General features: G+C 74.6%; 17 protein-coding genes. 9 read left to right on the forward strand and 8 right to left on the reverse strand.

Annotated features, from left to right (window positions below):
* Positions 1 to 92 precede the first annotated feature (92 nt).
* The 3 genes from ACZ7H1_RS28845 to ACZ7H1_RS28855 are packed head-to-tail and all read right to left on the reverse strand — an operon-like array spanning position 93 to position 7,265.
* On the reverse strand, positions 93 to 1,082 hold the full coding sequence (locus ACZ7H1_RS28845) for an ABC transporter ATP-binding protein (RefSeq protein ID WP_470790726.1): 990 nt from the start codon (positions 1,080 to 1,082) through the stop codon (positions 93 to 95).
* Entirely contained in the window at positions 1,079 to 3,871 is a 2,793-nt protein-coding gene (locus ACZ7H1_RS28850) for an ABC transporter permease (RefSeq protein WP_470790727.1), read from the reverse strand. Before ACZ7H1_RS28850 ends, ACZ7H1_RS28845 begins: the two co-directional genes overlap by 4 nt.
* 1 nt (position 3,872) lies before the next feature.
* The gene (locus ACZ7H1_RS28855; RefSeq protein WP_470790728.1) at positions 3,873 to 7,265 is read right to left on the reverse strand and encodes an FtsX-like permease family protein; all 3,393 of its coding nucleotides are present in this window, start codon (positions 7,263 to 7,265) and stop codon (positions 3,873 to 3,875) included.
* A gap of 185 nt (positions 7,266 to 7,450) precedes the next feature.
* Here ACZ7H1_RS28855 and ACZ7H1_RS28860 point away from each other — a divergent pair, with 185 nt between their 5' ends.
* Entirely contained in the window at positions 7,451 to 8,230 is a 780-nt protein-coding gene (locus tag ACZ7H1_RS28860) for an ABC transporter ATP-binding protein (RefSeq protein WP_470790729.1), read from the forward strand.
* 27 nt (positions 8,231 to 8,257) lie between these two features.
* Here the strand turns inward: ACZ7H1_RS28860 and ACZ7H1_RS28865 are convergent, their stop codons facing one another.
* On the reverse strand, positions 8,258 to 10,252 hold the full coding sequence (locus ACZ7H1_RS28865) for a carbohydrate-binding protein (protein ID WP_470790730.1): 1,995 nt from the start codon (positions 10,250 to 10,252) through the stop codon (positions 8,258 to 8,260).
* A 214-nt stretch (positions 10,253 to 10,466) separates the two neighbouring features.
* On the opposite strand from ACZ7H1_RS28865, the gene ACZ7H1_RS28870 reads away from it, so the two are divergent.
* The 5 genes from ACZ7H1_RS28870 to ACZ7H1_RS28890 are packed head-to-tail and all read left to right on the forward strand — an operon-like array spanning position 10,467 to position 16,315.
* A complete protein-coding gene (locus ACZ7H1_RS28870; RefSeq protein ID WP_470790731.1) occupies positions 10,467 to 11,810 on the forward strand; it encodes an ABC transporter substrate-binding protein in 1,344 nt (447 codons plus the stop codon).
* Positions 11,807 to 12,682, forward strand: a complete 876-nt coding sequence (locus ACZ7H1_RS28875) for a carbohydrate ABC transporter permease (RefSeq protein WP_470790732.1) — start codon at positions 11,807 to 11,809, stop codon at positions 12,680 to 12,682. Before ACZ7H1_RS28870 ends, ACZ7H1_RS28875 begins: the two co-directional genes overlap by 4 nt.
* Entirely contained in the window at positions 12,679 to 13,515 is an 837-nt protein-coding gene (locus tag ACZ7H1_RS28880; RefSeq protein ID WP_470790733.1) for a carbohydrate ABC transporter permease, read from the forward strand. The genes ACZ7H1_RS28875 and ACZ7H1_RS28880 overlap by 4 nt, the downstream gene beginning before the upstream one ends.
* A 5-nt stretch (positions 13,516 to 13,520) precedes the next feature.
* On the forward strand, positions 13,521 to 15,317 hold the full coding sequence (locus tag ACZ7H1_RS28885; protein ID WP_470790734.1) for a glycoside hydrolase family 36 protein: 1,797 nt from the start codon (positions 13,521 to 13,523) through the stop codon (positions 15,315 to 15,317).
* Entirely contained in the window at positions 15,314 to 16,315 is a 1,002-nt protein-coding gene (locus ACZ7H1_RS28890) for a LacI family DNA-binding transcriptional regulator (protein ID WP_470790735.1), read from the forward strand. The genes ACZ7H1_RS28885 and ACZ7H1_RS28890 overlap by 4 nt, the downstream gene beginning before the upstream one ends.
* Here ACZ7H1_RS28890 and ACZ7H1_RS28895 read toward each other — a convergent pair.
* Positions 16,275 to 16,463: a hypothetical protein gene (locus ACZ7H1_RS28895; protein WP_470790736.1), complete on the reverse strand. Its 189-nt coding sequence runs from the start codon at positions 16,461 to 16,463 to the stop codon at positions 16,275 to 16,277. The genes ACZ7H1_RS28890 and ACZ7H1_RS28895 overlap by 41 nt on opposite strands.
* Before the next feature lie 407 nt (positions 16,464 to 16,870).
* Between ACZ7H1_RS28895 and ACZ7H1_RS28900 the strand changes: the two genes are divergently transcribed.
* Complete coding sequence (locus ACZ7H1_RS28900; RefSeq protein ID WP_470790737.1) at positions 16,871 to 17,902, forward strand: saccharopine dehydrogenase family protein; 1,032 nt, start codon at positions 16,871 to 16,873, stop codon at positions 17,900 to 17,902.
* A 164-nt stretch (positions 17,903 to 18,066) separates the two neighbouring features.
* Here ACZ7H1_RS28900 and ACZ7H1_RS28905 read toward each other — a convergent pair whose 3' ends face one another.
* The 3 genes from ACZ7H1_RS28905 to ACZ7H1_RS28915 form a co-directional block, all read right to left on the reverse strand.
* The gene (locus ACZ7H1_RS28905; RefSeq protein WP_470790738.1) at positions 18,067 to 18,504 is read right to left on the reverse strand and encodes a hypothetical protein; all 438 of its coding nucleotides are present in this window, start codon (positions 18,502 to 18,504) and stop codon (positions 18,067 to 18,069) included.
* A 37-nt stretch (positions 18,505 to 18,541) separates the two neighbouring features.
* Positions 18,542 to 19,279 (reverse strand): class I SAM-dependent methyltransferase, encoded by a 738-nt coding sequence (locus ACZ7H1_RS28910; protein WP_470790739.1) that lies wholly within the window; start codon positions 19,277 to 19,279, stop codon positions 18,542 to 18,544.
* Positions 19,280 to 19,489: 210 nt separating this feature from the next.
* Complete coding sequence (locus ACZ7H1_RS28915) at positions 19,490 to 20,359, reverse strand: class I SAM-dependent methyltransferase (RefSeq protein WP_470790740.1); 870 nt, start codon at positions 20,357 to 20,359, stop codon at positions 19,490 to 19,492.
* Positions 20,360 to 20,445: 86 nt separating this feature from the next.
* Between ACZ7H1_RS28915 and ACZ7H1_RS28920 the strand changes: the two genes are divergently transcribed.
* Positions 20,446 to 21,069, forward strand: coding sequence for a TetR/AcrR family transcriptional regulator (locus ACZ7H1_RS28920; protein WP_470790741.1), 624 nt, complete (start codon positions 20,446 to 20,448; stop codon positions 21,067 to 21,069).
* Positions 21,070 to 21,185: 116 nt separating this feature from the next.
* The gene (locus ACZ7H1_RS28925; protein WP_470790742.1) at positions 21,186 to 21,464 is read left to right on the forward strand and encodes a hypothetical protein; all 279 of its coding nucleotides are present in this window, start codon (positions 21,186 to 21,188) and stop codon (positions 21,462 to 21,464) included.
* Positions 21,465 to 21,551 lie beyond the last annotated feature (87 nt).

Raw genomic sequence — 21,551 nt, forward strand, 5'->3', positions numbered from 1 at the left:
CCCGCCTCTTCTGCCGCCCCCCCGCGCCTCACGCCCACACACCCCCCCCCCCCTGCCCCCCCTCCCCCCCCCCCCCCCCCCCCCCGGGCCCGTCAGTCCGCGAGGGGCTGCCTACCGCCCTCGTCGTCGGGCCACACCCCGATGTGGTCCTGCTCCAGCTCCAGCATCACGCGCTGCTCCATGCCCAGCGCCGCCGTGTACTCCGCCGGCAGCTGGAGGCGGCCCGCCCGGTCCAGCATCGCGTACTCCCGGGCCACCAGGGACTCCTGGCCCTCGGCGTCCACCTCCGTGCGGCGCAGCACCTCCGAGGACGTGCGGCCGTCGCGGATCGCGACCGTGCGGCGGACCTCGGAGGCGACGGCCTGGTCGTGCGTGACGATCACGATCGTGGTGCCCAGTTCCTCGTTGGCCCGCCGGAAGGCCGCGAACACCTGCTCGCCGGTCGCCGAGTCCAGCTCGCCCGTGGGCTCGTCCGCAAGCAGGACGGCGGGGGAGTTGGCGAGGGCCACGGCGATCGCCACCCGCTGCTGCTGACCACCCGACAGCTGCTGCGGCCGCCGGTCGGCGCACTCCGCGACGCCCAGGACGCCCAGCAGCTCCTGGGCCCGCGCGGCCATCTTCCTGCGGTTGCCGCGCCCGCCCCGCAGCTGCATCGGCAGCGCCACGTTCTGAGCCGCCGTCAGATAGGGGAGGAGGTTGCGGGCGGTCTGCTGCCACACGAAGCCGACGACGTCCCGGCGGTACGCGAGCCGCTCCTTCGCGCCCATCGTCAGCAGGTCCCGGCCCGCGACCTTCGCGGCCCCGGCGGTCGGTACGTCCAGCCCCGCGAGGATGTTCATCAGCGTGGACTTGCCGCTGCCGGAGGCCCCGACCAGGGCCATCAGCTCGCCCTCCCGGACCAGCAGGTCCAGCCCCTGGAGCGCCTGCACCTCCACGCCGTCCGTGGTGAAGATCCGGACCAGCCGGTCGCAGGCGATCAGCGCGTCGTGCCCGTACGACGGCCGCTGCCGCTGAGCCGTGACCCGCTGCTCCAGCTCGGTCAGGGTCGGCTGCACCGTGTTCACGCCGCTCGTCCCGCTCATCGCATGTCTCCCGCTCTCAGTTCGGTGATCGATCCACGGCGCCCCGCCCACCAGGCCTGGCCCGCGGCCACCGCCGCCGCCAGGGTCACGACGCCCGCCGCGGGCAGCACCAGCGACCAGGCGTCGGCCTGGAGCAGCACGCCCTCCACCGGCACCAGGCCCGGGGCCGCGGCCAGCGCCAGTCTGGTCAGGTCGATGCCGGGGGCCAGGATCCCTACGGTCGCCCAGCCGACCAGCAGCCCGCCGCCGGCGGCGAGCAGCGCCTGCGGAAGGGACTCCAGCCCCAGCAGCTGTCGGCCCTGACGGGTGGTCAGGCCCATCGTGCGCAGCCGCGCCAGCAGTGTGGCCCGTTCCGGCGCCGACTGCAGCAGGGACAGCACGAGCGCGATCACGGCGTAACCCGCCCCGGCCCCCACGGCCGCCGTGTAGATCCGTCCGGCGCCCGCCTGGAGCGGCGAGTCCGTCAGCGCCGCCCGCGCCTCGCTGCGCACCTGCACCGACAGCTTCCCGCCGGCGGCGCGCGCCGCCGCGCGCAGGGCGGGCGCGTCCAGCGACGTGCCCGACACCAGCAGCGCCGTCGGGGCGAGCTGCTTGAGGCCCGCCGCGTCGACGAGCAGGAACTCCGACCGGGGTGCGGCCGGCGTGTGCGTGCGGACCGCGGCGATCCGTACCGTGAACTCCCCGCCCAGCGAGCCGATCAGGCGCGGCGCGGTGCCGAGCCGCGCGGCAAGGGCGGGCGAGGCGACCGCCTGGAGCGCCCCGCGCTCGCCGCGCTTCTTCAGCACGTCGGCCGGGAAGGCTCCGAGGCCCAGCTCCCCGGCGAGCCGGGCGTACGCGTCCGGCTCGACCGCGACCACCGTCAGCCGCTTCGAGTCCGCGGGCACCGATGCCGCGGTCAGCAGCTGCGCCATCCGCTCGATCCGCACCGGCGTCGCACCGCTCACCCCCGGCACCCCGAGCACGGCCCGGTCCGCTCCGGCGGGCAGGGGCGCGCCCTCGCCGGGCGCCGCGACCACGGCGTCCGCGCCGGTCGCCAGCAGCGCGGCCCGGTCCCGGGTGTCGGAGATGCCCGCGAGCACCGAGCCGCCGAACGCCGCCGTCGTCAGGGCCACGAGCAGCGCCAGTACCGGCAGGGCGCCGGTCGCCGAGGAGCGCCCGGCACGGGCCAGCGACAGGAATCCGACCGCCCCGCGCAGGCGTCCGGCAGGCCGGGCCGCCCACCGCAGGGGCAGCGGGTACAGCCGTACGAGCACCAGTGCGGCGATCAGCCCGACCAGCACCGGAGCGCCGGTCACCAGCAGGTCGCCGGTCGTGTCGGTACCGCGGCGGCGCAGTGCGACGACCGCGGCGACGGCCAGGACCAGCACGGTCAGTTCGGCGACCGTACGGCCCCTGCCCGGCCGGGCCCGCACCAGGTCCTCGCGCTCGCCGCGCGTCCCGGGCTTGCGGTGCCGTACGGCCGCCCGCACCGGCAGCACCGTGCAGGCGAGCAGGGCGACGGCAGCGGCGCCGAGCACCCCGGGCAGCAGCCGGGCCTCCGGGACGGCGGCCGAGGCGAGCACGAGCCCGGCGGCCGAGGCGGGCAGGGCGATCACGGCCGTCTCGCCGAGCAGCCGGGCCGCGATGCCGGCGAGGGAGCCGCCGCGCGAGCGCAACAGGGCCAGTTCGGTACGGCGGCGGGCGGCGGCCAGTCCGCCGGCCATGGCCAGGACCACAGCGGCGACCGCACTGATCCCGACGGCGGCGACGGCGACCAGACGGCCGATGGCCTCCCGCATGGCCAGGTGGTCGGCGAGGATCTTGTCCAGACCGGTCGTCAGGGTCGCGGTGTCACCGGCGACGGCCCGCAGCTCCAGCAGCCCGGGGCCGCCTTCCAGAGCGGAGATCCGGGCGGCCAGGGCCGCGGTGTCCCGCGCGTCGAGGCGGTCTGCCGCGGGGGCGATCCGCCAGTACAGCTTGGCCTGCGCCCGGGCCTCGGTGGCCAGCAGTGCCGGTGCGGCCTCGGGCGCCAGCAGCAGCGCGGCCTCCCAGTAGTACGACGGCGGGACGCCCGACTTGGCGGGCATGACGGCCATGCCGGGCGTGCGCAGCAGGGGCTGGGCGGACCAGTAGCTGCCCTGCGGGCGCCGCGGTTCGACGATCCCGGTGATCCGCACGGACAGCCCGGACGGCCCCGTCGGCGAGTCCAGGTGGACCACCGAACCGACCCGCAGGCGCAGGTCCCTGGCGGTCTGCACGGACACCGCGGCCTCCACCTGCGGCGTCCGCGAGGTCACCTCCCCGGCCACGGCCGGCAGCCGTCCCTCCCGGACCGTCGCGTGGGCGCCGAGCTGCGCCTGCGCGGCCAGCGTGAACTGCGGAGGCAGGGCGTTGGGGCGGGGCAGCCAGGCGTCCGTGCCGTACAGCGCCCCGGTGGACTGCGCGCCGTACGCCGACTCCGCCGGGTCCGCGGGCACCGGCTCCGGCAGCGAGGCCAGCACCTTGCGGTGGACGTCGCCGAGCGCCGCGGGCCGCATCGCCGCCTCCCGGGCGGGCTGCGGGATCTCCAGTCCGGGCTGCGGCGCGGCCAGCTCCAGGACGGTGGCGTTCGCCGGCGCCCCGGTGATCTCGCGGCGCAGCCCCTCGGTCTCGTACGCGTCGACGGCCCGCGGGAGCACGGCGGCCAGGAAGGCCGTGATCAGCACGAGGACGCCGAAGGCGGCGGCCGCGCCCGGCGCGGCCCGCAGCCGGGTCCTGATCCACGGGGCCACGCTGCGCGGGCGGCGGGTCCGGTCGGAGCGGGAAGTCATCTCAGCTGTCCCCCTGGTGACGGAGTGTGACCGCGGGGTCGGTGCGGCGGGCCGCGACGGCTGCGGTGATGAGGAGCGGCACGCACGCGACGCCCGCCAGGAGCAGGGCGACCTGCGGCAAGGGGAGTTCCACCAGCACCCAGGGCACCGGCCGGTCGGCCCTGGAGGTCAGCACCACCAGCGGCACCACCGCCCTCGCCAGTACGGCCCCGAGCCCGGCGCCGGCGAGCAGGCCTATCCCGATCAGCACGCCCTGCTCGACGGCCACCATCCGCGCCAGCCCCCGGCGGGGCGCGCCCAGGGCGCGCAGGACGGCGATCTCGGCGGAGCGCTCGCGCAGCGATCCGGCGGTGCTGACGGCGAATCCGACCGCGGCGAGCGCGGCCGCGGCGACCGCCACGGCCAGCAGGGCGGCCCGCGGCCCCCGGCCGAGCGGGTCGCCGAGCAGCGCGGCGGCGGCCTCGTCGCGTACGAGGACCCGGCCCGGCTCGCTGTCGGCGCGGGCCCGCAGCGCACCGGCGACCTCGCCGGCCTTGCCGGGGGCGGTGCTCAGCCACCACTCGGTCGGCGCGAGCGGGGTACCGCCCGCGGCGGACAGCGCGGCGTTCACGGCCGGCAGGTCGAGCAGCAGCCCGCTGCCCGCCTCGTCCCCGACGGCCGCCCCGGGGCCCGCCCCGGCTCCGGACGCGGCAACGGCGCTGCCCGTACCCGTACTTCCCGTGCCCGCCGCACCCAGCGTGGGCAGCTGCCGCACGGCCTTGACCAGGGTCACCTTCAGCGGCTGCCCGCCGACCGTCAGGTCGAGGTTCTGGCCGGGCCCGGCGCCGGCGCTGCGCAGGAAGGCGTCGGTGGCGACGGCGGGGATCCGCTCCGGGCCGGCGGGCCGGGCGACGTCGGTCCGGACGGTGAACCGCTCCGTGATGCCGCTGCTGCGCCCGGTGTCGTAGACGACGGTCAGCGGGGCCGCGGCGGACGCGGCCGGTTCCAGCGGGGTCGGCGGGGCGTCCCCGAGCGCGGTGTTCGTGCCGGTGCCCTGCCAGCGCAGTGCGGCGGGCACCGGCACCGGCCGGGCGGCGCCCCCGGCACCGGCGACGAGCAGCCGCCCGACGGTCAGCCGGTGCCGCTCGGGCCCGGCGGCGGGCGCGTCGGCGGCCAGGCGCAGCCCGGTCACCCCGAGGGGGCCGGCCGGGACGGCCCGTAGGCCCGGGGCCGCCGTGTCCAGGGCGACCGTCACCCGGTGGACCTTGCCGTCGGCGGGCACCCGGCCGGCGTCGACCGGGTGCGCGATGCCGTGGCGGTCCGTCACGATCACGGTCAGTTCCGCCGAGACCGGCGGGCCGGGACGGCGAGGCTGCGGGAGCACCACGTCGATCCGGACGTCGAACGAGAGGCGGCGGGCGCCGTCCGGCAGCGGCAGCACCTGCCGGGTCGTGGCCGGAGGCGTCCTGACCGAGGCGAGCAGGGCGTCCGCCGGCTCCCCGGCCAGGTCGTCGCGCAGCAGCAGGCGGTCGGCGGCGTTCGCGGTGTCCAGGACGAGGACCGGGGCGCGGCGGCTGCCGGTGAGCTCCGCTTCGCCCCGGTGCGCGGGAGCGGCCGCACGCACGCCGGGCACGGAGGCGTACGCCGCGCCCTGGGCGGGGCCGCCCACCCGGCCGTCCTGTACGCGCACCGACGCGCCCGCGCCGAAGTCGGCCTGGTCGTTCTGGGACCGGTCCCACGAGGCCCCCTGGCCGATGGCCAGCATGCCCATCGCCACGGACAGCACCAGCAGCAGCACGGGCGCGGCGCCGCGCAGCGGACGGCGGCTGAACTGCCAGCCCGCGAGCGCCGTGGTCAGCCCGCGGCCGCCGGCCGCGCGCCGCTCCGCGAGCCGGGCCGCGGGCGGCAGCAGACGCAGCGTGAGCACGGTGCCGGCGAGCAGCGCGAGCGCCGGGGCGGCGACGAGCAGCGGATCGATGCCGAGACCGCCCTCGCGGTCACCGCTGAGCACCCCGCCGCCGGAGGCCGCCGTCTGCCGGTCCAGCTGCCAGTACGCGACCGCGGCGATCAGCAGGAGCGCGAGGTCGGCCCCGGCGCGCACGGGCGCCGGCAGCGCGGCGGCCCGGCCGCGCCGCAGCCGGATGCCGGCCCCCGCGGCGGCGAGCGCCGGTGCGACGACCGCTGCCGCGCAACAGGCCGCGACGCCTGCCGCGGCCAGCCACACGGGCCACGGCGGCACGGTGCCCAGCTGCAGGGCCGCACCCCCGTCCAGCGACGGCGGGGTGAACCGGCCGGCCAGCGGGCCCGACAGCAGCGGGGCGCACACCGCGGCCGGGAGGGCCAGCAGCAGCGCCTCCACCGCGGCGAGGGCGGCGATCCGGCCGCGCGAGGCGCCGCGCGCCCGCAGCAGCGCGGTCTCGCCGGAGCGCTCCGTACTGAGCAGGCGGGCCACCAGCAGCAGGGCGTACGCGGCCAGCAGCACCAGCTGCACGGCCACCATCATCAGCGTGGACCGGGCCACCAGCAGGGCCCGTTCGGTGCGGTCGAGCACCTCGGGCAGCGCGGTCGTCACCGTCGCCTTGTTCGCGAACAGCGGGTGCGCGTCCAGGGCGGCGGACCCGCGCGCGGCCGCGGTGCGCAGCGAGCCGATCCGGTCGGCCGTGACGGTGCGGAAGTCGGCGGCTGCCACCCAGCCGGTGGTGCCCTCGGCGACCCGGCCGGAGGCGAGGACGGACGGGTGCGCCAGCAGCGGGCCGTACGTGGTGAAGACGAGATGGCGGATCCCGCGTCCGGCGAGCGGGTCCAGCTGCCAGTACGGATCGGCCGTGCGGGCCGGCTTGTACACGCCGGTGACCAGGACGGGCAGGGCCTTGCCGCTCATCCGGTCGGTGAGGGCGACCCGGGAGCCCACGCGCAGCTTGAGCAGGTGGGCGGCGCTCTCGTGCAGGGCCACGGGCACCGGCGCGTTGACTGCGCCGCTGGCCGGTGCGGTGCCCGGTCCGGGGAGCGTGCCCGAGACCAGGGTGATCCGCGAGCGGTCCAGGGCCGCGAGGTGGGTCAGGTCCGGCTCGCCCGAGAGGGCGTCGGAGGGGCGCAGCGAGAGCGGCAGGGCGTAAGGGCCGGAACGTTCCAGCGTTCCCAGGGTCACGGGCAGCCCGTCGAAGCTCTCCCGGGTGCCGCGCACGACGGCTTGCCGCGCGGCCTCCCGCTGCTCCGGCGCGATGTCCGCGCTGATCAGGAGCGCCGAGTCGGCGGCGGCCCGGCCGCGCAGCGTCTCGCGCAGCGCGGCGTCGCCCACGGAGCCCGAGAACGCGGCGAGCGCCGCGAGCACGGACGTGGTGAGCAGGACCGCGAGCAGGGCGGCCGCCAGCAGCAGCCGATGCGCGCCCGCACGCAGAAATATGAACCCCGACACCCGTCCCCCGCCCGGTTCTGTGTATGACCCACCCGGAACGTGCTTTCTATCAAGGATCCGTTCTGAGCAACATACAATCCGATAACCGGAATGCCCGTCAGTCCCTCTTTCGTCCGGCGGCCGTTGCCCGGCCGGGAGATCCCTGCCTACTGTGATCCGAGCGAACAGGCACGGGGGAGCCAGCCATGACCGAGCACAGCAGCACGCCCGCGGACACCGCCGCCGCGGGCGGCCGTCCGGACCGCCGCGCGGAGGAGCCGATGGTCCGGGTGGAGGACCTGGCGCGGTCGTACGGCGCCGGGGAAGCGGCCGTACACGCCCTGCGCGGCGTGTCGTTCACGATCCCGCGCGGCGAGCTGGTCGCCCTCAAGGGGCGCTCCGGCTCCGGGAAGACCACCCTGCTCAACCTGGTCGGCGGGCTGGACTCCCCGGACCGGGGCCGGGTCGTCATCGACGGAACCGACCTGACCGGACTCGGCGAGGACGGGCGCCTCGAACTGCGCCGCGACCGCATCGGGTTCATCTTCCAGTCCTTCGGCCTGATCCCCATCCTGACCGCCGCCGAAAACGTCGGCGTACCGCTGCGGCTGCGCAAGGCCGACCCGCGGGAGCGCGAGGAGCGGGTCGCCCTGCTGCTGGCACTGGTCGGGCTCGGCGACCACGCCGCCCAGCGCCCCGACGAACTCTCCGGCGGCCAGCAGCAGCGCGTCGCCATCGCCCGCGCCCTCGCCAACCGCCCCGCCCTCCTGATCGCGGACGAGCCGACCGGCCAGCTGGACGCCCAGACCGGCCTGTCGGTGATGGAGCTCCTGCGCTCCGTCGTCCGCAGCGAGGGCACGACGGCCCTGGTCGCGACCCACGACCCGCAGTTGCTGGGCCTGGCGGACCGGGTCCTGGAGCTGCGCGACGGCGAGATCGTCGAACACTCGGCAGCCGCGGAGCACGCGGCATCCGCAGCGCGCTGACCGGGCCCCGGCCCCGGCCGCCGCGCCTCAGCCCACCCGGACGGTCACCGTCCGGCCCGCGGGCACGGTCAGCACGGCGTAGGTGTACGTCGCCCCGTCGACCACCTTCGTCCGCGAGGGGCGGGTGACGCCGTCCACCGTGACCGAGGCGTGGGCGCCGGGGAAGCGGGCCTCCCAGCGGTACGGGCCGCCGGAGACGTTGGTCAGCGTCGACCGCGTCGCGCCGTCGTGCCGCAGGGAGAAGGCGCTGCGGCCGATCCGCAGGTCGTCGATCTTCAGCCAGTCCATGCCGGCGGGCAGCCGTGACTGCGTGGTCAGGGTGCGGGCGGGGGCGTTCGGGGTGACGCCCAGCAGTCCCTCGACGGTCTGGCCGAGCAGGGTGAAGGAGACCTCGGGGTAGTCGCCGTTGGTGCCCTGGCGGGTGTTGACGTGCTGGACGTCCTTGCGGTCGTAGACGTGCTTCATCCACGTCCACGCGGTCTCGTTGCGGTTGTTCCTGAAGAACGTGTCCGGCAGGTAGGTGAGCGCCTCGATGTTGGTGGGGCGGTCCGCGCCGGAGGCCTGCCGGTCGATGAAGTCGAGATAGGCCTCGCGGCGGGCGCCGGGGGCCAGGATCTGCTTCATCGGCATGAACCAGCTGTTCTCCTTGCCCCAGCCGGTCAGTGCCCGCCCGTCGGTGGTGTAGCCGCGCACCATGTCGGCGCCCGATCCGGTGCCGCTCCAGGTCGAGTTGAAGTACGTCTTGAGGTCGCGGGCCTTGCGGTCGTAGTCGGAGGCGAGCACGCAGTCGCCTTTGGCGCGGGCGAGGGAGGCGGCCGCCAGGTAGGCCTGGTACTGCGAGCCGATCGCGTCGCCCGCCTCGGCGAGCGGCTCGTTGCTCTGCTCGTTGTAGCTGGCCGTGCCCTGGAAGATGCCCTGGCCGGTGCCCTCGGCGACCTTCACGGCGCCGTTGTCCTTGCGGCTGTTGTGCAGGTCGACGAACTCCCCGGTGGCGTGGCGGTAGAAGTCCCACAGCGCCGGGTCGTCGACGTACGCGCGGTCGCCGCTCCACCGGTACGCCTCCTCGGCCTTCTGGACCAGTTCGAAGGTGGCCGGCACCTCGCGGACGAAGCGCGTGGGGTTCCTGTAGTCGATGGAGAGGTAGGTGCGGTTGTCGAAGTTCAGCGCCCACACCGGGTAGTACTTGTGCTCCGGGGTGGCGGAGGCGGCGAACGCGCGCAGCATGGCCTTGTTCTCGGCGTTCAGCCCGAGCACGCCCGCGCCCGCCAGCTGGTGGGCCGTGTCACGGGAGTAGTAGCCGCTGCGGTTGGCGTAGCCCGCCCAGTACGAGGGCGCGTAGGTGCCGGTGCCGCTTCCCGAGGTGTTGTTCTCGTCGACGTCGAGCGGGCCCTGTGCGCCGGGCAGGTGGACCCAGCTGTTGGCCTTGCGCTTGGACCACTCGAACATCTCGACGATCTTCGGGTCCGAGGAGCTGACCCGTGGGTTCGCCGGGGACGCGGGGGAGAGCATGACGTCGTCGGCGTTGACCCAGCCGTCGCCCGACTCGAAGGCGATCTCCAGGGTGTCCCCGGGGCCCAGGGAGATGCGGCTGAGGGTGTGGCGGCGGTAGTTGACGGCGCCGGGCAGCGTGACCTCGGCGGCGACGGCGCCGTTGACGCGGGCCGCGAACCGGCCGCCCGCGCCGCCCGTCGCGATCCAGGCGGATATGTCGTACGTCCCGTGGCCGGTGGCCGTCAGGGTCTGCGAGACCTTCCGGCCGGCGCCCGAGTCCAGGTAGATCAGCCGGGTCCCGCCGTGCGGGTAATTGGTGGCGACCCCGGTCCCGGCGGTGAACTGCCACCCGTTGGCGCCCTGTTCGAAGCCGGGGTTGACCACGCTCAGGAGGGCGGGGGCGGCTGCCGGGGCGGTGCGGGGCGCCGGGGCCGAGGGGGCGGCGGCGGTGGCGGAGGAGCCGAGGGCGAGCGGTGCGAGCGGAGCGAGCAGCGCGAGTGCGGACAGCAGCGACACACGGGAACGCGTCATCGGTTCTCCCGGATCGGGGGTGGCGTGGCCGGTCGTCGTCGAACCGGCGCGCGGCACGCTAGCAACCTCCAACGAAGGCCTGCAATGGATCCGTCAGAGATTGATGGCCGGGCAAGCTGAAAGTTTTCAATGAATCCTTGCAAGCAAAGAGTTGGCGTTGTTACAGTCCCGGCCAGTCAGCTTCCGCAACGGTGTGAGCAGGGGTGGATCAGCCATGGAAACGGGACGTCGAAGAGTGCTCCGGGCCGCCGGGGCGGTCACCGCCGGCGCCGGACTCGCCGGACTCACGGCCTGTACGGGCACGGGCGCCGGCGCAGGGGGAGCCGCCGGCCGCAAGGACGAGGGGCGGATCACCGTCTGGTCCTGGCAGGGACCGGCCGCCGAGATGAAGGCCCTCCTCCCGGAGTTCAACAAGCGCCACCCCGGCATCCGGGTCACGGTCGAGGACATCGGCAACCCGGCCATCTGGGACAAGATCACCACCGGCATGGCGGCCGGGGGCCAGGGACTCGCCGACGTCCTGCACATCGGCGTCGACTACCTGCCCGGCTACGTGGAGCGCTTCCCCGGCGGTCTCGCCGACCTTGCCCCGCTGGGCGCGCAGGCCCACAAGGACTCCTTCGCGCAGGGCCTGTGGCAGACCGTCTCCCCGGACGGGAAGCGCGTCAACGCCCTTCCCTGGGAGGCGAACTCCGCGGGCTTCTACTACCGGGCCGACGTCTTCGAGAGGGCCGGAGTCGACGCCGGCGCCCTCCAGACCTGGGACGACACCGTCGAGGCGGGCAAGGAGATCAAGAAGAAGACCGGCATCCACCTGCTCGGCATCGACAAGCCCGCCTCGCAGCCGGACGCGGCCAATTTCTTCCAGATGCTCCTCCAGCTCCAGGGCGCCTTCTACTTCGACCTCGACGGGGCGATCACCCTCGACTCCCCGGAGGCCGTCAAGGCCATGACCCTCATCAAGACGATGAACGACGCCGGCCTGGTCAGCGACCTCGCCGGCGGCTGGAACGCCCTGATGAGCTCCATCAAGAAGGGCACCAACGCCGTCATGCCGTGGCCCACGTGGTTCGGCGGCATCATCGAGGAGCAGGTCCCCGAGGAGGCCGGCAAGTGGAAGGTCCGCCTCCCGCCCGCCGTGCGCCGCGGCGGCGCCACCGCGGCCACCGTCAACTCCACCCACCTCGCGATCGCCGGCAGCAGCAGGCACCAGGCGGCCGCCTGGTCCTTCGTCGAGTTCGTGCTGACCCGCCCCGCCTCGCAGGTGCGGATCTACCGGGGCAAGGGCATCGCCCCCGCGCTGATGAAGGCGTATGACGACGCCGTCTTCCACGAGCCCTCGGCGTTCTTCGGCGGACAGCGCAAGGGCGAGATCTTCCTCGAGGCGCTCAAGGCCCCCTCGCCGGCCTTCAACTACACCTCCGACTACGCCCGCGCCCTCAAGCTCGTCACCGACGCCCAGTCCCGCGTCCTGCTCAAGGGCGCCGACCCGGCGGCCGTCCTCAAGGCCGCCGCCGACCAACTGGGCAGGCAGACGGGGCGCAAGGTCCTGCGATGAGCGGCGCGACCGCCCGACCCCGGCGCCGCCCCGCGCCGTACCTCTTCGTCCTGCCCGCCCTGCTCCTCTTCGCGGTGTTCAAGCTCTACCCCATCGGCTGGTCCTTCGTGATCAGCCTCCACCGGACCGTCGGCGGGACCGAGGTCTTCGCCGGCGCCGACAACTACACCCGGCTGCTCGACGACCCGCTGCTGCGCACCGCCCTGACGAACACCGCGGTCATCCTCGCCGTGCAGGTACCGGTCATGCTGGCCCTCGCCACCGCCCTCGCCGTCGCCCTCAACTCCACCCTGCTGCGCGGACGCGCGGTCTTCCGCCTCGGCTTCTTCCTGCCCATGGTCACCGGGCTGGTCGCCTACGGAATCGTCTTCTCCGTCCTGCTCAACACCCAGTACGGACTGGTCAACTGGCTCCTCGGCCTCGCCGGACTGGACGCCGTGCCGTGGCTGACCGACCCCCTCTGGGCGAAGATCTCCCTCGGCCTCGCCCTGACCTGGCACTACACCGGGTACAACGCCGTGATCCTGCTCGCCCGGCTCCAGACCGTGCCCGCCGAGCTCTACCAGGCGGCCGCCGTCGACGGCGCCGGCCCGCTCCAGACCTTCCGCCACGTCACCCTGCCGGGGCTGCGCCCCGCCCTGCTGCTCACCACCGTGCTCTCGACCATCGGCACCCTGCAGATCTTCGACGAGCCGTTCGTCCTCACCGGCGGCGGCCCGGACAACGCCACCCTGACCGTCGGCGTGTACCTGTACCAGAACGCCTTCAAATACTTCGACTTCGGCTACGCCTCCGCGATCGCCTACGTCCTCGCCGTGCTGATCGCCCTCCTCGGCGTGATCCAGTTCCGCGTCCTGGGAGACCGAACGTGACCCCCCGCCCCGTCGCCGCCCGCGGCAGGAGCATCCTGCTGACCTCGGCACTCGCCATCGCCCTCGCGGCCGTCGCAGTCCCCTTCTACTGGCTCGCCGTCGCCTCCACCCACAGCTCCGCGGAGATCTTCGACAGCCCGCCGCCCCTGCTGCCCGGCGGTCACCTCCTCGACAACCTGTCCGCCCTCCAGGAGTCCGCACAGTTCGGGCGCGTGGTCCTCAACTCGCTCCTGATCGCGGTCGTCTACACCGTGTGCGCGGGCGCGGTCTGCACCCTCGCCGGATACGGTTTCGCCACCTACCGCTTCCGCGGCCGCGAGGCGCTGTTCGGACTGCTCATGCTCGGCCTGGTGATCCCCGCACAGGTCACCCTGGTCCCGCTGTTCAAAATGATGGCGGCGCTCCAGTGGCTCGACACCTACCAGGCGGTGATCGCACCCAACCTCGCCCTGCCGTTCGGCATCTTCCTCATGCGCCAGTCGATGGCCGCCCTCCCCGCCGAACTCCTCGACTCGGGCCGCATGGACGGCTGCGGCGAACTGCGGCTGTTCTGGCGCGTCGCCCTCCCGCCGATGAAACCCGCGCTCGCCGCCCTGGCGATCTTCCTCTTCCTGTACCAGTGGAACGACTTCGTCTGGCCGCTGATCGTCCTGCGCGACGGTGCCTCCTTCACCATCCCGGTGGCACTCGCCTCCCTCCAGGGCTTGGACGAGACCGACTACGGCGCCATCCTGGCCGGCACCTCCATCGCCGCGATCCCCATGGCCGTCGTCTTCCTGGCGCTGCAGCGCCACTTCGTGTCCGGCCTGCTCGCCGGTGCCGTGAAGGAGTGACCCCCGTGCAGAGCCACCCCGCGCCCGGCCCCCCGGCCGCCCCGGACGGCGAAGCCGTCACCACCGCCGGACTCGCCCCCGCCCCCCTGGTCCCGCTCCTCGACCAGGTCTCCGTCGCCGTGCTCGCCCCCGCGGGCGCACCCCGGCCCGCCTGGACCCTCGCCGAACTCCCCGGCGGACTGCGGATGCTGGAGGTACGGGCCGACGGCGCCCCCGTCGAGATCCGCCTCTCCGTCCCGCTCGGCGACGCCGCCGGCTACTGGCACCCCCAGGGCGGCTGGCGCCGCACCCTCCTCGCCGACTGGGAGGGCCGCGCCCGCATCTCCCTCGTCGACGGCCACGCCGCCGGCTGCCTCTACGCCCACTCCGGAGCCACCCTCCTCACCTTCGCCGCCGCCGACCCCGTGCCCGAGACCACCGTCCGCTTCGGGGTCTCGGAGGAGAACGACACCCACGTCGTCCACCTGAGCCTGCCCGCCGCCCGGGACCCGCACCGGCTGCTGCTCGTGCCGCGCGCGCCGTCCGTGGCCACGGCCATGAGGCGGCTGCGCGCCTGGTTCGCCCGCCGCATCACCCCGATGAGCGTCCCCGACGCCGCCCGCACCCCCGCCTACTCCACCTGGTACGCCTTCAACCAGAACGTCACCGCCGCATCCGTCGAGGCCCAGGCCGCCCCGGCCGCCGCACTCGGCTGCGGCGTACTGATCCTCGACGACGGCTGGCAGGAACTGGGCCACGGACGCGGCTACGCGGGCTGCGGCGACTGGCGCCCCGACCCGGACAAGTTCCCCGACTTCACCGCCCACGTGGCACGCGTCCGGGCACACGGACTGCGCTACCTCGCCTGGGTCGCCCCCCTCCTGCTCGGCCCCGGAGCCGACTGCCACCCCGCCTGGGCGCCGTTCGCCCCCGCCCGCGCCAAAGTGCCCGGCGCATTTGTGCTCGACCCCCGCCGCCCCGAGGTCCGCCGCCACGTCACCGGCCTGTGCGTACGGCTCGTACGGGACCACGGACTCGACGGGCTGAAGATCGACTTCCTCGACGAGGCCATGGCGTACGCCGGCGACGGCGGCACGGACGTCGGGCAGGCGATGGTCGCCCTGCTCGCCGAACTCCGCAGCGCCCTGGAGGACGTACGGCCCGACGTGCTGGTCGAGCTGCGCCAGCCGTACGTCGGGCCCGGCATGGCGCCGTTCGGGAACATGCTGCGGTCCTTCGACTGCCCGGCCGACGCGGCCGCCAACCGCGTCCGCACCCTCGATACCTCACTGCTCGCCGTCGGCGGCGCCGTCCACTCGGACATGCTGCTGTGGTCGCAGGACGCGCCCGCGGAGTCCGTGGCCCGGCAGCTCATCGGCGCCCTGCACGCGGTGCCGCAGATCTCCGTACGCCTGGACCGGATGCCGCAGGAGCACCACGCGGTGGTGGCCTTCTGGCTGCGCCAGTGGCACCTTCACCGCCACCTGCTGCTGGACGGGGAAACCGAGCCGGGCCGCCCCGACGAGCTCTACCCGCTGGTGCGGGCGGCCGCCGGGGACAGCTGCCTGCTGAGCGTGCACGGCGACCGGGTCGTACCGCTGGACTTCGCCGCCCACCGCCGGTTCCTCCTGGTCAACGGCTCCGACCGGGACCGCCTGATGGTCGAGGTGCACGGCGGGGGCGGTTGGGTCAGAAGAGCCGTCCACGGCCCGGACGGCCGTATGATGGACGATCCGCTGACGTTCATGCCGGAGGGACCCTGCTCGCTGGCCGTACCGCGCGGAGGTCTGGCATCGCTCTCGATCACGGAAGGACCGCGATGAAGGTCGGCATCACCGACGTCGCAGCCCGCGCGCAGGTCAGCGAGGCGACCGTCAGCCGGGTGGTCAACAGGCGGCAGGGCGTGTCGAAGAAGACCCGCGACGCGGTCGAGCAGGCGATGGCCGAGCTCGGGTACGAGCGGCAGACCCAGGGTCAACTGGTCGCCGTGATCACGGAGTTCGTCTCGAACCCGTTCTTCGCCGACGTCGCCGAGCGCATCGAGTCGGCCCTCGCGCCGCACGGCCTCAAGACCGTGCTGTGCCCCGCCTTCCCCGGCGGCGTGCAGGAACGGGACTTCATCTCCGCCCTCGTCGACAAGGGCGTCGCCGCCGTCGTCTTCCTCTCGGCCTCGAACACCGTCGAGGGCGCCGACACCGAGGCGTACGAACTGCTGCGCCAGCGCCGCGTCCCGTACGTCGGGATCAACGGCGAGTTCGCCGACGGAGTGCCCACGCCCGTCTTCTCCACCGACGACGCCCTCGCCGCGGAACTCGCCGTCGACCACCTGTACCGGCTGGGCCACCGGCGGATCGGCATGGCCTCGGGCCCGGCGGGCAACCGGCCCGCCGACCGGCGGGTGCAGGGATTCCTCGACGCCATGGGCAAGCGCGGCATCGAGGACGCCGGTCGCTGGGTGATCCGCCAGTCGTACACCGTGGAGGGCGGCCAGGCGGCCGTGGGCCCGCTCCTCGCGCTCGGCGCCACCGCGATCGTCGCGGCCAGTGACTACATGGCCCTCGGCGCCATCCGCGGGATCCGTCGCCAGGGGCGCACCGTACCCGGCGACGTGTCGGTGGTGGGGTACGACGGCTCGGGTGTCACCGAGTTCACGGACCCGCCGCTCACCACCGTCCGCCAGCCCGCGGACCGGCTGGCGCTGGAGGTGGGCCGCAGCGTGCTGGCGCTGGTCAGCAACCGCGAGGTGCCGACGGGCGAGCTGCTCTTCGACCCCGAACTGGTCATCCGCTCCTCCACCGGCCCGGCCCCGGACGCTCCCTAGGTCGTGTCGTCGACGTCCCGCGGGGGCGGAACGGGCCTCCGGTGTACGGGCCGGCGTCCCGCGCGCGGACCGTGCGGACCAGGACGATCACGTAGCCGAGGAACGTGACCGCCATGACCACGACCGTGACCAGCAGCAGGATGTCCATGCGCTGCGACTACCCGCAGCGGGCCGGGCCATGCCCTCCGGACGCGGCGTGCCCGCTGGACCAGGGACCGTGCGTCAGGGATCCGGTGACCACCGCGATGCCGGCCAGGACCGGCATCCACGGCCGGGCCGCCCCGAAGCCGAACAGGGCCGCGCCGGGTGCACGTCCACCCGCAGGCGCCGCTCTGTGCGGCCGCGGCGCGTGACGGTCCTGGTCCGCCACCGCACCCCCACCGCACTCTCGCCCCACCCGCCCGCGGGTCGCTGCCAGTAGCGGTCCCGTCCCACGTACGAGTCTGTGTCTGCGTCCGAAAGTGTGCGGGGTGTGGCAGTTCAGACACTCGTGGAGGGTGGTCGCGGGCGGCAGGATGGTTCATCGTTGAACAAGCGAGAACGGGGGCGAACGCGATGAAATCGGGACGCGCTGTGGCGGTGTACGGCGCCTACGGGCACACCGGGCGGTTCGTGGTGGCGGAGTTGCTGGACCGGGGGTTCGTGCCGATCGCGACCGGGCGAGACGCGGACAAGCTGAGGGCGCTCGCGGCCTCCTGCCCGGGGCTCGACGCCCGGCCGGCCGCGGTCGGCGACCCGGCCGCGCTCGACCGCGCGCTGACCGGCGCGGACGCCGTGATCAACTGCGCCGGGCCCTTCGCCGCCACCGCCGCCCCGGTGATCGAGGCGGCGCTCCGCGCCGGGATCCCGTACGTGGACGTGGCCGCCGAGATCGAGGCCAACCTCGACACGTTCACCCACTTCGCGGACCGCGCCGCGGCCGCCGGCACCGTGGTGATCCCCGCGATGGCCTTCTTCGGCGGCCTCGGCGACCTGCTGGTCACGGCGGCGATGGGGGACTGGGTGACGGCCGACGAGGCACATATCGCGTACGGGCTGAGCGGCTGGCACCCCACCGCCGGGACCCGCACCGCCGGCACCGTCTCACGGCAGCGCCGGGACGGCCGGCGCGTCGTGTTCGGCAACGGGCGGCTGGAGTACCGCGACGACGCCCCGCCGACCACGAAGTGGACCTTCCCCGACCCCATGGGGGTCCGGTCCGTGATCGGGGAGTTCACCATGGCCGACGTCGTCACCGTCCCCAGCCACCTGGCCATCCCCGAGGTGCGCACCTACATGACGGTCGAGGCGGCGCGGGACCTCGCGGCCCCGGAGACGCCGGCGCCGGCCGCGGTCGACGAGCACGGGCGGTCCGCGCAGACCTTCCTCGTCGACGTCGTCGTACGCTCCGGCGGCGTGGAGAGGCGCGCGGTGGCGAGCGGTCAGGACATCTACGCCGTCAGCGCGCCGCTCGCGGTGGAGGCACTGCACCACGTCCTCACGGGCCGGACCAGAACGGTCGGCGTCGCCTCCGCCGGCGCGATCTTCGACGCACCCGCCTTCCTCCGCGCCCTGTCCCCGCAGATCTCGCTCGAACTGTTCGCGTAGCCTCCCGGGCCGGACTCCGCGTTCGGAGTCCGGCCGCTGACGGGACCCCACCCCGACGGCGGGGCCGGCGGGGCCTCGAATCCGTGATCCCGAGGGTCACCGTCGACGGCCGAGAGCCCGTCACCACCGCGCTCGGCAAGTCGATGACGGGGGTCCCGGCCCGGTCAGGCGTCCACGGGCCGCCAGGCCGGGCTGTTTCCATCGTGGCGGACGTGTCCGAGCACCACGTCGGCGAAGTGGACGCCGAAGCCGATCGTGCCGGGTTCCGCCGGCTCGGCGAAGAGGCGGCGGCGGTGCCGGCGGTCCGGGCGCCGTCGTGGTCGAAGCCCGAGGACCACTCGGGGTGGCCGATCTGGATCGGCGAGTGCACGGCGTCGCCGCAGGCGATCAGGCGCCGTCCGCCGCCGGTGATGACGTACTCCGCGTGCCCGACGGTGTGGCCGGGGGTGCACGCGTACGCCGGGGAAGACCTCCTGTCCGTCCGTGATCGCACGTACGCGCGGCGCCAGGGCCGTGACCTGCTCGCTCATGCCCTGGGCCTCCAGGAGGCCGCGCCGCTCCCACTCCGGCTCGGAGACCAGGTAGTCGGCGTGGGCGAGCACGGGCCGGTCACATCCGCCAGAGGGTACGGGGCAGCGCTTAGGCGGGGTCCCGGCGGAACAGGGCGGTCCAGAGGAAGGCCTCGCCGAAGTGCGCGGATTCCGGCTGCTCGTCGTGCATCCGGCGCAGTTCGACCTCGGTCAGGTCGGAGAAGATCCAGCGCAGCGACTCGGGCGTGTAGGCCAGGCCGCCCTGGAGGCCGGATCCGCCGTAGAGATCGGCGTCGGGGAGTTCCGAGCCCATCGCGCCGGCCGCGAAACACGTCAGGGCGAGGTGGCCCCCGGGTGCGAGGAGGCGGTCGACGAGGGCCAGGTAGCTGATGCGCCGGTGCGGGGGCAGGTGGTGGAAGCAACCCGAGTCGTAGATCAGGTCGTACCGGCCCGCCACGGCCGCGCCGGCAGAGGCGAAGGCGTCACCGCAGTGGAATCGGACCGCTGCTCCCGCCGCGCGGGCCCGGTCCTCGGCCCAGGAAACGGCGGCCGGGGAGAGATCGACGGCGTCCACCTCGAAGCCCCGCGAGGCGAGATGGAGGGCGTTGCGCCCCGGTCCGCACCCCAGGTCCAGCGCGCGGCCGCCCGTCGGAACCCGTCCCGAGTCGAGGTACGAGACGAGGTTCTCGTCCGGCTTCTCCACGAAGAACGGCACCGGCCGGGTGCGGTCCGCGTAGAAGTCGTCCCACCACGAGGCCGCGTCCGCCGTCCAGCGGTCGGCCTCCGGCGCGAACAGGCCGTCCAGCAGCGCGAGTACGTCGTCGATGGTGCGGATGTTCCGGTCCATCCGGTCCCCCTTCCCTCGGTGCCGATCGTAGGTACGGCCGACTCGGAAGCCCAGGTCGGTGGGGTTGGCGGGAGGTCGCAGACGCTCGGGTGAAGGCCTGGAATCAAGATCGGAAAGGCCCCCCGCCGGCCCCGGGGCGTACGGCTGCCCCAACCCCCGTCTCGGCCCGGCTCGGGGGTCTTTCCGGCGGTCCGAGGGGTGGTTTCTCGTCTAGGCGGGCGCCGTTGCGGTGACGAGCCAGGCCGAGGTGCGCAGGCGTACCGATCCGTCCCTTTCGTGCGGGCGCAGGGTGTCGGTCAGGGCCCGGTGGGCGCGGGCCTGTTCCGCGGCGCAGGCCTGGTCCAGCAGATGCCGGCCCGGTCCGGAGCCCAGCAGGAACGCCGCCGCCTCCTCGGCCCGGGGGCCCCAGTCCCCGTACGCCGCGGCGGGTACCGCGTCCGCCTCCCCGAACCCGGCGGCGGCCAGGATCCCGAGCGTGTGGTCGCGGTCCGCGAGGGAGAACATCCCCGGAGTGCCCGGCGCCGCCGGTGCGCCGCCGAAGTCCGCCACCGGCAGGATGCCGCGCAGCCCGGCGACGGCCCCGACCCACTCGCTGCCCTCCGCTGCCGCCGGGCAGACGAAGGCGAGGCGGCCCCCGGGGCGCAGGGCCCGGCGGATGTTCGCGAAGGCGGCGACGGCGTCGGCGAAGAACATCACGCCGTGGCGGCTGACGGCCGCATCGAACGAGCCGGGCGGGAAGGCGTGGACCTGTGCGTCGCCCTGCGCGAAGGATGCGTTCGCCGTCCCCTCGGCGCGGGCGCTCGCACGGGCGCGCTCCAGCATGGGCGCCGACAGGTCGAGGCCGAGGGCGCGGCCCTCGGGTGCCCGGCGGGCCGCGAGACGGGTGGTACGGCCCGATCCGCAGCCGATGTCCAGGACGCGGTCGCGGCGGCCGATCGCGGCGGCGTCGAGCAGCGGCGCGTTGAAGCCGTCGTTGACGGCGTCCCACCGGTCCTGGTGGCGGGCCCAGTGCGCGCCCTCGTAGCCGTTCCACGCCTGCGCCTGATCGGCGTTGGCGAGGGCCTCCGGCTGACTGCTCATGATTCCTCCCGGGCTAGAATGGGCATCTGCCCAAACAGTATGGGCAAGTGCCCAAACCTGTCCTCCGGATTATCGGAAGAGGTGTCATGTCACCCCGTGGAGTGGCGATTCCCGACCTGCGCGAGCGGCTGTTCGCGGCCGCAGAACGCGTCGTGGCCGACTCCGGCCCGGCCGCCCTGACCAGCCGCTCGGTCACCACCGAGGCGGGCTGCGCCAAGGGCGTCCTGCACACGCACTTCGACGGCCTGGACGAGTTCGTCGCGGAACTCGTCCTCGACCGCTTCGCGCGCAGCGCCCGGCAGGCGCAGTCCCTGCCCGAGCGGATCGGGCAGGGCGGCGTGGCGGCCAACCTCGCCGAGGTCGCGCTCGGGCTGCTCGGCTCACTGCACCCGGCGGTGGTCGGCCTGGCCATGACCCGCCCGCGGACCTCGCTGCACACCCGCGACGCCCTGGCGGCCGGCGCACCGGGGTTCGCGGCGATCCAGGAAGCGGTCGCCGCGTACCTGGACGCCGAACGGCGCCTCGGCAGGGTGGCGGCCGGCGCCGACACGGCGACGATCGCGCTGGCGTACGTGGGCACCGTCCACCATGTGCTGATGACCCGCGCGCCGCACGAAGCCGGGGAAGACGCGGCTGCGGACGCCACCGCAGACCCCTCGGACCCGCGCCAGACGGTGGAGCGGCTGCTCGCCGTCCTGCTCGGGGGCTGAGCGCCGCGGGCCGAGGACTTGGGGGCCGGGCGCTGAAGGCTGAAGCGCGCGCAGGGGTGGTCGATGGCTACGCTGGAGGCAGGGACGCCGCCACGGTGTCCGGTGGGAGCCGTCCCATGAGAGCGCGTCATCACTTCCACATCGACCACGCGGGGCACTCCGTCAGCGCCACGGTCCAGACCGGCCACACCGCCGTGGTCGAGGTACTGGTCGACGGCAAGGCGAGCGGCTACGCAACGACTTCCCACGACCGGCCCGCCATGGTGACCGTCGAGCTGCCGACCGACCCGCCCATCCTGGTCTCGGTCCGTGCGACGCCCGGTCCCGGTATCCCGCGCTGCGTCCTGGAGGTGCCCGGAGCCGAGCAGCAGATCATGTCCCCGCGCCCGTACTGAGCGGTCGGCCGGGTCCATCGGAGGGGACCGGCGGGGTGCGGCAGCGCGCCGTGCCGGGGGCCGCGGACCCCGGGCGGCAAGGTGGGC

This window comes from Streptomyces sp. NPDC037401 (assembly GCF_055602345.1).

What these genes read in the sequence shown, in the direction of transcription:
- ACZ7H1_RS28900 (WP_470790737.1), top strand. Translation starts at nt 16,871, where the DNA reads ATGAAATCGGGACGCGCTGTGGCGGTGTACGGCGCCTACGGGCACACC.
- ACZ7H1_RS28925 (WP_470790742.1), top strand. Translation starts at nt 21,186, where the DNA reads ATGAGAGCGCGTCATCACTTCCACATCGACCACGCGGGGCACTCCGTC.
- ACZ7H1_RS28890 (WP_470790735.1), top strand. Translation starts at nt 15,314, where the DNA reads ATGAAGGTCGGCATCACCGACGTCGCAGCCCGCGCGCAGGTCAGCGAG.
- ACZ7H1_RS28915 (WP_470790740.1), bottom strand. Translation starts at nt 20,359, where the DNA reads ATGAGCAGTCAGCCGGAGGCCCTCGCCAACGCCGATCAGGCGCAGGCG.
- ACZ7H1_RS28860 (WP_470790729.1), top strand. Translation starts at nt 7,451, where the DNA reads ATGACCGAGCACAGCAGCACGCCCGCGGACACCGCCGCCGCGGGCGGC.
- ACZ7H1_RS28875 (WP_470790732.1), top strand. Translation starts at nt 11,807, where the DNA reads ATGAGCGGCGCGACCGCCCGACCCCGGCGCCGCCCCGCGCCGTACCTC.
- ACZ7H1_RS28895 (WP_470790736.1), bottom strand. Translation starts at nt 16,463, where the DNA reads ATGGACATCCTGCTGCTGGTCACGGTCGTGGTCATGGCGGTCACGTTC.
- ACZ7H1_RS28850 (WP_470790727.1), bottom strand. Translation starts at nt 3,871, where the DNA reads ATGACTTCCCGCTCCGACCGGACCCGCCGCCCGCGCAGCGTGGCCCCG.
- ACZ7H1_RS28845 (WP_470790726.1), bottom strand. Translation starts at nt 1,082, where the DNA reads ATGAGCGGGACGAGCGGCGTGAACACGGTGCAGCCGACCCTGACCGAG.
- ACZ7H1_RS28910 (WP_470790739.1), bottom strand. Translation starts at nt 19,279, where the DNA reads ATGGACCGGAACATCCGCACCATCGACGACGTACTCGCGCTGCTGGAC.
- ACZ7H1_RS28865 (WP_470790730.1), bottom strand. Translation starts at nt 10,252, where the DNA reads ATGACGCGTTCCCGTGTGTCGCTGCTGTCCGCACTCGCGCTGCTCGCT.
- ACZ7H1_RS28920 (WP_470790741.1), top strand. Translation starts at nt 20,446, where the DNA reads ATGTCACCCCGTGGAGTGGCGATTCCCGACCTGCGCGAGCGGCTGTTC.
- ACZ7H1_RS28870 (WP_470790731.1), top strand. Translation starts at nt 10,467, where the DNA reads ATGGAAACGGGACGTCGAAGAGTGCTCCGGGCCGCCGGGGCGGTCACC.